The organism is Vannielia sp. (assembly GCF_029212645.1).
GTDB lineage: Bacteria > Pseudomonadota > Alphaproteobacteria > Rhodobacterales > Rhodobacteraceae > Vannielia.
Map to the genome: position 1 here is coordinate 1 of NZ_JARGND010000080.1, position 7430 is coordinate 7430.

Genomic DNA, 7430 nt, shown 5'->3' on the forward strand with positions numbered 1-7430 from the left:
CGAGCACACAGATCGCACCGTCGAGCACAGCCAGCGAACGCTCAACTTCAATGGTAAAGTCAACGTGGCCGGGGGTGTCGATGATGTTCATCCGGTGCTTGGGCGTGTCAGGCGTCTTGCCGTCCTCGGTGCGCTCCCAGAAGGTGGTGGTCGCAGCCGAGGTGATCGTGATGCCGCGTTCCTGCTCCTGCTCCATCCAGTCCATGGTGGCCGCACCATCGTGCACCTCACCGATGTTGTGGGATTTTCCAGTGTAAAACAGGATGCGCTCGGAGCAAGTGGTCTTGCCGGCGTCGATATGCGCCATGATCCCGAAGTTACGGTAGCGCTCAAGAGGGTATTCGCGGGCCATTGGGGGGTCCTCAGGCTAAAGTTGTTACCAGCGGTAGTGGCTGAACGCCTTGTTGGCGTCGGCCATCTTGTGGGTGTCTTCACGCTTCTTCACGGCAGTGCCACGCGAGTTCACGGCGTCGATCAGCTCACCAGCCAAACGTTCTTCCATGGTGTTCTCGTTGCGGGCGCGGGACGCAATGATCAGCCAGCGGATGGCCAATGCTTCGCGGCGCTCCGGGCGCACTTCGACGGGCACCTGGTAGGTGGCGCCACCAACCCGGCGGGAGCGAACCTCAACCGACGGCTTGATATTGTCGAGGGCCTCTTCGAACACCTCGATGGGGGCCCGCTTGAGCTTCTCTTCAACGCGCTCGAGCGCGTTGTAAACGATGCGCTCGGCGGTCGATTTCTTACCATCGACCATCAGGTTGTTCATGAACTTGGTGAGAACCCGGTCGCCGTATTTGGCGTCGGGCAGGATCTCGCGCTTCTCAGCGGCGTGACGACGGGACATTGGTGCTTCCTCTTACTTCGGACGCTTGGCGCCGTACTTCGAACGACGCTGCTTACGGTCTTTGACGCCTTGCGTGTCAAGCACGCCGCGCAGGATGTGGTAGCGAACACCTGGAAGGTCTTTCACACGGCCGCCACGGATCAGAACCACAGAGTGCTCCTGAAGGTTGTGGCTTTCACCGGGAATGTAGCTGATCACCTCGTAACCATTGGTCAGGCGCACTTTGGCGACCTTCCGCATGGCCGAGTTCGGCTTCTTCGGTGTGGTTGTGTAGACGCGGGTGCAAACACCACGCTTCTGCGGACACTGCTCAAGGTGCAGTGACTTGGATCTTTTGACTTTGGGCCGCCGCGGCTTGCGGATCAGCTGTTGGATCGTCGGCATTCCGGTTATCCCCGTCTCGCTCGTTCATTCATCTCTGGCGTGGGCTGTGCACGGCCCGCCACCGGTTCAGGTCTGGCGCCCGGCAGGCATGCCAAACGCAAATACCGCTCCCGTTCCCTCTGCTGGGAACGACGCGGTGGAATCTCAGAGGATCGGGGCAAACAGGCCCGGATCGTGGCCACTTCGATTTTGATACGGAAGGCACGCATGGATAGGCCTAAACGTGTCCCGTGAGCGCGGCGTATAGGGGGAGTCGCAGAGCCTGTCAACACCTCGCCCCGCCTCTGCCGTGCTTCGGCCCCCTTGCCATGCCACTTCTGCCCCCCTAGCCTTGCCTTCGAGGCAGCAAAACTCGGCCTAAGGAGCAACTCCAGCGTGCAGATCATTGGTATATGCAGGTTTTCTTACCCCTGCTACGGCGGTTTTCGCCGCGAACACGCCTCAATCGAGGACCGGATCAACTTTCTTTACAGTCAAGAGCGCCTGGAAGAGCGTTTTCGCTATTTCGAAACCTTCACGCTCCCCGGCCTGCGGCTGCAAACCGATGAGGATTTCAAGTTCGTGGTGCTTGCGGGCAACCAACTTCCCAAGGCCTATGACGAGCGCCTCAAGGATATGCTCGCCACCCTGCCACAAGCCCGGCTGGTGCAGTATGAGCCGCTCAACCACCGCGAGGCCTGCCTCAAGGCGGTGCAAGAGCATATCGACCCCAAGGGCGGCGTGTGTGGCCAGTTCCGGCTCGATGATGATGATGGCGTGAGCTATAAATTTATCGAACGCTTCCGCGAGAGCTTCGATGACGGCCATGAGATCATGAAGCGCGACCACAAATTTGCCGTCGATTTCAACACCGGCTACTCCGTTTGCATTGATGATGACGGCATCCGCGCTTGCGCCCAACAGCGCCAGTACTGGACTCCGGCGCTTGGCGTATGGCTACGCCCGCATATAGACAAAACCGTCGTCCACTTCCGCCATGATCAGATCTGGCGTGCCATGACCACGCTCACCTACACCGGTGAGGATATGTTTGTCCGCGGGCTGAACTCTACGAACGGCACCCCCTTCAAGAAGAAAGACTTTGAAGAGATGCTGCCGATCGAGGGAGACATCGCGCGGAAACTCTCCAAAACTTTCGGCATCACCGAAAACATCCTCGAGAAGTTCTACGCCGCCGAGCGCGCCAGCTGACGGGCCACATGCCGCTCCCGCATGTAGGTGAACAACCCCGCCGCCAGCACCAGCGCCCCGCCCGCCAGCGGTAGCGGTTCGGGGAAGTGCCCAAAGGCTAGCCAGCCCAGCATCAGCGCCCATATCAACGCCGTGTAGCGGAGCGGCGAAACAAACCCTATGTCCCCCATCCGCATCGCCATCACCGAGCAAAGATAGGCAAAGAAAATCGCACCGCTGGCCCCGCCAATCTTGAGCGCCGCGGTCAGCGTCACCGGCTCCCATGGCTCGAACATCGCGCCAATGCCCGCCGCCGCACCCACCGTGATGGCCGTGGCACTGGCCACCGTCAGCGATGGCAACGCGCCCGACATGCGCCGCGTCACCAGATCGCGGGCAACCACCGCCAGCACCGCCGCCAAGGCCCATACCGAGTAAATGGTAAAGTCAGCGCCACCGGGGCGCACGATCATCATCACCCCCACGAACCCCACAAGGATCGCCGAGAGCCGCCACAGGCCAACCTGCTCCCTGAAAAAGACAAAGCCGGCCAGCGTCACCACCAGCGGGGTGACCTGCAGGATCGCCGTTGCGTTCGCCAAGGGCATGTTGAACAGCGCGGTCAAAAAGAACCAAGCCGCCAGCACTTCGGTCACGCAGCGCAGGCCCAGAAGCCACGCATCCCGCCCCGCCATGTTGAAGGTGAGTGCGCCGCGCATCCACGCCAATGCCAGGATCAACGGGGCCACCACGACGCTGCGCAGGAAAACCACCTGCATCACGCCCATTTCGCCGCCCACCGCCTTGGTAAAGGTGTCATTGACAGCAAAGGCCGCCATCGAGGCTGCCATGATGATCCCGCCGCGCAGATTTTCCCTGAAGTCCGCCATGGGCCTAGCGGTATGGCCAATCCTTCGGCCGTGCAAGAGCCGCAAATCCATGCCTTCGTAGGCGGGGCGTCACTTGAGTTGGCTGTCCTTGGAGCCACGCCGGTTGATGCCGCCGCGCACCTTGTACTGGCCGTCGCGGTCCTGCTGGCAATCAATGCACAGCTTCACCCCCGGCAAGGCCAGCCGCCGTTTTCTGGGGATCGGCTCTTCGCAGTCAGCGCAATGGGTCAGGCTCTCACCCTGCGGCCCTTTCCGCGCCTGCATCCGCTTCAACTCATCGCTGATCGAGGCTTCGATCTGTTCGCTCACCGCCCCGTCTTTTGCCCATCCGCCAGCCATTTGCCTCTCCAAACTGCTTAATAAGTAGGCAGCTTGCCGGACCTGTCAAACATCTGCGCCTTAAGACACCTAAAACTTGAAATTATGCGCATTTTGCGCGTCGCATTACCTAGCGTCAGAGCCACACTCAGCCACAGGGCGAGAAGGGCATCACCTGAGGTTGTTATGCCACATCAAGATGACGTTCTTTACAGGCCACACCGGCCCCATGGGCTGAAGTTCCCAATCATGCCAGCACGTTGGTATGCCCTGATCGGCGTTTCACTTTGTCTGAGCCTGTGGTTCTTCACCAGTGGCAGCGCCTATAGATCGGCGGGCGCCATTCGCGCCACCTGTGGCTTCGTGCTGGCGAAAGACCCGCTGATTGCCGGAATCGCCGCGCTGGTTCATCCCGGTCGCAAACTGCGAGCCGGGATGCTGATGCTCGTCACCGCACTCATCGCTGACAGCGTGCTGATCCTCGGCTACCTCAAACTGACCGGCGTGCACCTTTTCTGAAAGCGCTCCATCCCCACCTTGCAAAAAGGCCCCGCGTTTCCGCAGGGCCCTTCAACTCTTGTCAGATGAGCGCAGGTGTTACCGGCTCTCCTCCGGCGTATCCACCAGGTTGTCGAACTCGTCGCCACCCACAACGTCGTCCATCGGCGCTGCGAGGGCCGCTGCGGCCTCCGCCTCGGCCTGACGCGCGTCGATGACCTTCTGGTCGCGCTCGGTTGCGATGCGGCGCACCTTCTGGGTGGCACCACCGGTGCCCGCCGGGATAAGGCGGCCCACGATGATGTTCTCCTTCAGGCCAACAAGCTTGTCGCGCTTGCCCTGCACCGAAGCCTCGGTGAGCACACGGGTCGTCTCCTGGAAAGAGGCCGCCGAAACAAAGCTGCGGGTTTGCAGCGACGCTTTGGTGATCCCGAGCAGGATCGGCTCGCCCTTCGCCGGGCGAACGCCCTTGGCGATTGCCTTCTCGTTGGCCGCGTCGAACTCGGCTTTGTCCACGTGCTCGCCTTTGAGCAGGGTGGTCTCGCCGCTGTCGAGGATCTCCCACTTCTGGAGCATCTGGCGCACGATGACTTCGATGTGCTTGTCGTTAATCTTCACACCCTGAAGGCGATAAACGTCCTGCACCTCGTCAATCATGTAGTCCGCCAACGCCTCAACACCCATGATCGAGAGGATGTCATGCGGCGCCGGGTTGCCGTCCATGATGTAATCACCCTTCTGCACGAAGTCGCCTTCCTGCACCGGGATGTGCTTGCCCTTGGGCACCATGTATTCGACCGGTTCCAAGCTCTCGTCGCCGGGGACAATCGCGATCCGACGCTTGTTCTTGTAGTCGCGGCCAAACTTCACGTAACCGTCGGCTTCGGCAATAATGGCGTGGTCCTTCGGGCGGCGGGCTTCGAAAAGCTCGGCCACACGCGGCAAACCACCAGTGATGTCCTTGGTCTTGGCACCTTCCCGCGGGATACGCGCCACAACATCACCAGCCTTCACATCCTGCCCTTCTTCGATCGACAAAACAGCGTCGACAGACATTGGGTAGGTCACCGGGTTGCCGGCATCATTGCGCATTGGCTCGCCATCTTCACCCACGATGATGATCTCGGGCTTCAACTCGTTGCCCTTCGGCGCGGTGCGCCAGTCGATCACGATCTTCTGGGTCATGCCGGTAGCGTCATCGGTCTCGTCCTTCACGGCAATGCCGCTCACGAGGTCAACAAACTTGGCCTTACCGGCTTTCTCGGCGATGATCGGCAGAGTGTAGGGGTCCCATTCAAAGAGCTTGTCGCCCCGTGCAACCTTCTGTCCATCCTCGACAAAGATCTTGGTGCCGTAGCTGATCTTGTGGCTGGCCCGCTCCACGTTGTTCTCGTCAATGATGGCAAGAACCATGTTGCGGCCCATCACGATCTGCTCGCCGGCCTCATTGGCCAGAAGCATCGCATTGCGGAATTCCACGGTGCCTTCTTGCGAGGCCTCCTGGAAAGACTGCTGACCACCCTGCGCAACGCCGCCAATGTGGAACGTCCGCATTGTCAGCTGCGTGCCAGGCTCACCGATGGATTGTGCAGCAATAATGCCCACAGCTTCGCCGGTGTTGACCATGGTCCCGCGGGCAAGGTCACGCCCGTAACACATGGCGCAAACGCCCTCTTCAGCTTCACAGGTCAGCGGTGAGCGGATGCGGCAAGACGCAACATCAGCCGTTTCCACCATATCCGCCTTGCGCTCGTCGATCAGCTCGTTGCGCGCAACCAGCACCTCTTCAGTGGCCGGATGCAGAATGTCCTCAGCCGCGACACGGCCCAGAATACGCTCACCAATTGTGCTCACCACCTCACCGTCATTGACGGCCGCAGAGGCGGTGATAGCCTTCTCGGTGCCACAGTCACGGGCCCGGATGATGCAATCCTGCGCCACATCCACCAGACGACGGGTCAGGTACCCCGAGTTCGCCGTTTTCAGTGCCGTATCCGACAGACCTTTCCGCGCACCGTGGGTGGAGTTGAAGTACTCCAACACGGTCAGACCTTCTTTGAAGTTCGAGATGATCGGCGTTTCGATGATCTCGCCCGAGGGTTTGGCCATCAGGCCGCGCATCCCACCAAGCTGCTTCATCTGTGTCACAGAACCACGCGCACCGGAGTGGGCCATCATGTAAACCGAGTTCGGCTCCATCTCAGCCCCGTTCTCGTCCTTCTTCTTGGCCGAGATCGTCTCCATCATGGCCTCGGTGACGCGGTCGTTACACTTCGACCACGCATCCACGACCTTGTTGTACTTTTCGCCCTGAGTAATCAGGCCGTCCATGTACTGCTGCTCGAAATCCTTCACCTGATCACGGGTGCCGTCCACGATGGTCCACTTGTTATCGGGAATCACCATGTCGTCCTTGCCAAAGGAAATGCCCGCGCGGAACGCTTCCTTGAAGCCCATGCTCATGATCTGGTCACAGAAGATGACCGACTCTTTCTGCCCGCAATAGCGGTAGACGGTGTCGATGACCTGCTGCACTTCCTTCTTCCGAAGCAAACGGTTGACCAGATCAAACGGCGCCTTGGCGTTGAGCGGCAAAAGCGCACCCAAAAGCATCCGTCCGGGGGTGGTCTCGAAGCGGCGATAAACCTCCTGGCCGGTCTCGTCGATCTGCTTGACCCGCGCGTTGATGCGGGTGTGCAGATGCACCTCGCCCGCATTCAGCGCGTGTTCTACTTCCTCGACAGAGCCAAGAGACATGCCCTCGCCCTTCATTCCTTCGCGGTCCATCGTGATGTAGTAGATGCCGAGGATCATATCCTGCGACGGCACGATGATCGGCGCGCCGTTGGCCGGCGACAGCACGTTGTTGGTCGACATCATGAGCACACGGCACTCAAGCTGCGCTTCCAGCGAAAGCGGCACGTGAACAGCCATCTGGTCACCGTCAAAGTCGGCGTTAAAGGCCGAGCACACCAGCGGGTGAAGCTGGATCGCCTTGCCTTCGATCAGGGTGGGCTCAAACGCCTGAATGCCCAAACGGTGCAGCGTTGGCGCACGGTTCAGCATCACCGGGTGCTCGCGGATCACCTCGTCCAGAATGTCCCATACTTCGGGACGTTCTTTTTCGACCAGCTTCTTGGCCTGCTTCACGGTGCTCGAAAGGCCCTTGGCCTCCAGCCGCGAGTAGATGAACGGCTTGAACAGTTCGAGCGCCATCTTCTTGGGCAGGCCACACTGGTGCAGCTTCAGCTCCGGCCCGGTCACAATCACCGAACGGCCGGAGAAGTCGACGCGCTTACCCAGAAGGTTCTGACGGAAGCGAC

General features: G+C 60.2%; 8 protein-coding genes. 2 read left to right on the plus strand and 6 right to left on the minus strand.

Translation table 11 applies throughout. The features are described from left to right. The 3 genes from P1U55_RS15370 to rpsL all read right to left on the minus strand — a co-directional run. The coding region (locus tag P1U55_RS15370) for a GTP-binding protein (protein WP_301048516.1) at positions 1–352 on the minus strand (352 nt) is incomplete at its 3' end. A gap of 24 nt (positions 353–376) precedes the next feature. Then, a complete protein-coding gene (rpsG, locus tag P1U55_RS15375) occupies positions 377–847 on the minus strand; it encodes a 30S ribosomal protein S7 (protein ID WP_301048517.1) in 471 nt (156 codons plus the stop codon). Between the two features lie 12 nt (positions 848–859). Beyond that, positions 860–1231, minus strand: coding sequence for a 30S ribosomal protein S12 (gene rpsL, locus P1U55_RS15380; RefSeq protein ID WP_301048518.1), 372 nt, complete (start codon positions 1229–1231; stop codon positions 860–862). A gap of 375 nt (positions 1232–1606) precedes the next feature. On the opposite strand from rpsL, the gene P1U55_RS15385 reads away from it, so the two are divergent. Further along, positions 1607–2422, plus strand: coding sequence for a glycosyltransferase (locus P1U55_RS15385; RefSeq protein ID WP_301048519.1), 816 nt, complete (start codon positions 1607–1609; stop codon positions 2420–2422). On the opposite strand, the gene P1U55_RS15390 is transcribed toward P1U55_RS15385, so the two are convergent. Next, complete coding sequence (locus P1U55_RS15390; protein ID WP_301048520.1) at positions 2398–3291, minus strand: DMT family transporter; 894 nt, start codon at positions 3289–3291, stop codon at positions 2398–2400. The two genes, P1U55_RS15385 and P1U55_RS15390, sit on opposite strands and share 25 nt — an antisense overlap. Before the next feature lie 69 nt (positions 3292–3360). Then, a complete protein-coding gene (locus tag P1U55_RS15395) occupies positions 3361–3630 on the minus strand; it encodes a DksA/TraR family C4-type zinc finger protein (protein WP_301048521.1) in 270 nt (89 codons plus the stop codon). 228 nt (positions 3631–3858) lie between these two features. On the opposite strand from P1U55_RS15395, the gene P1U55_RS15400 reads away from it, so the two are divergent. Next, positions 3859–4128, plus strand: coding sequence for a hypothetical protein (locus P1U55_RS15400; protein ID WP_301048522.1), 270 nt, complete (start codon positions 3859–3861; stop codon positions 4126–4128). 78 nt (positions 4129–4206) lie between these two features. Here the strand turns inward: P1U55_RS15400 and P1U55_RS15405 are convergent. Beyond that, positions 4207–7430 (minus strand): DNA-directed RNA polymerase subunit beta' (locus P1U55_RS15405; protein WP_301048523.1); only part of this gene is annotated, 3224 nt, incomplete at its 5' end.

Excerpts from the sequence above, each read along its gene's own strand:
- P1U55_RS15395 (WP_301048521.1), bottom strand. The coding sequence starts at position 3,630 with ATGGCTGGCGGATGGGCAAAAGACGGGGCGGTGAGCGAACAGATCGAA.
- rpsG (WP_301048517.1), bottom strand. The coding sequence starts at position 847 with ATGTCCCGTCGTCACGCCGCTGAGAAGCGCGAGATCCTGCCCGACGCC.
- P1U55_RS15390 (WP_301048520.1), bottom strand. The coding sequence starts at position 3,291 with ATGGCGGACTTCAGGGAAAATCTGCGCGGCGGGATCATCATGGCAGCC.
- rpsL (WP_301048518.1), bottom strand. The coding sequence starts at position 1,231 with ATGCCGACGATCCAACAGCTGATCCGCAAGCCGCGGCGGCCCAAAGTC.
- P1U55_RS15400 (WP_301048522.1), top strand. The coding sequence starts at position 3,859 with ATGCCAGCACGTTGGTATGCCCTGATCGGCGTTTCACTTTGTCTGAGC.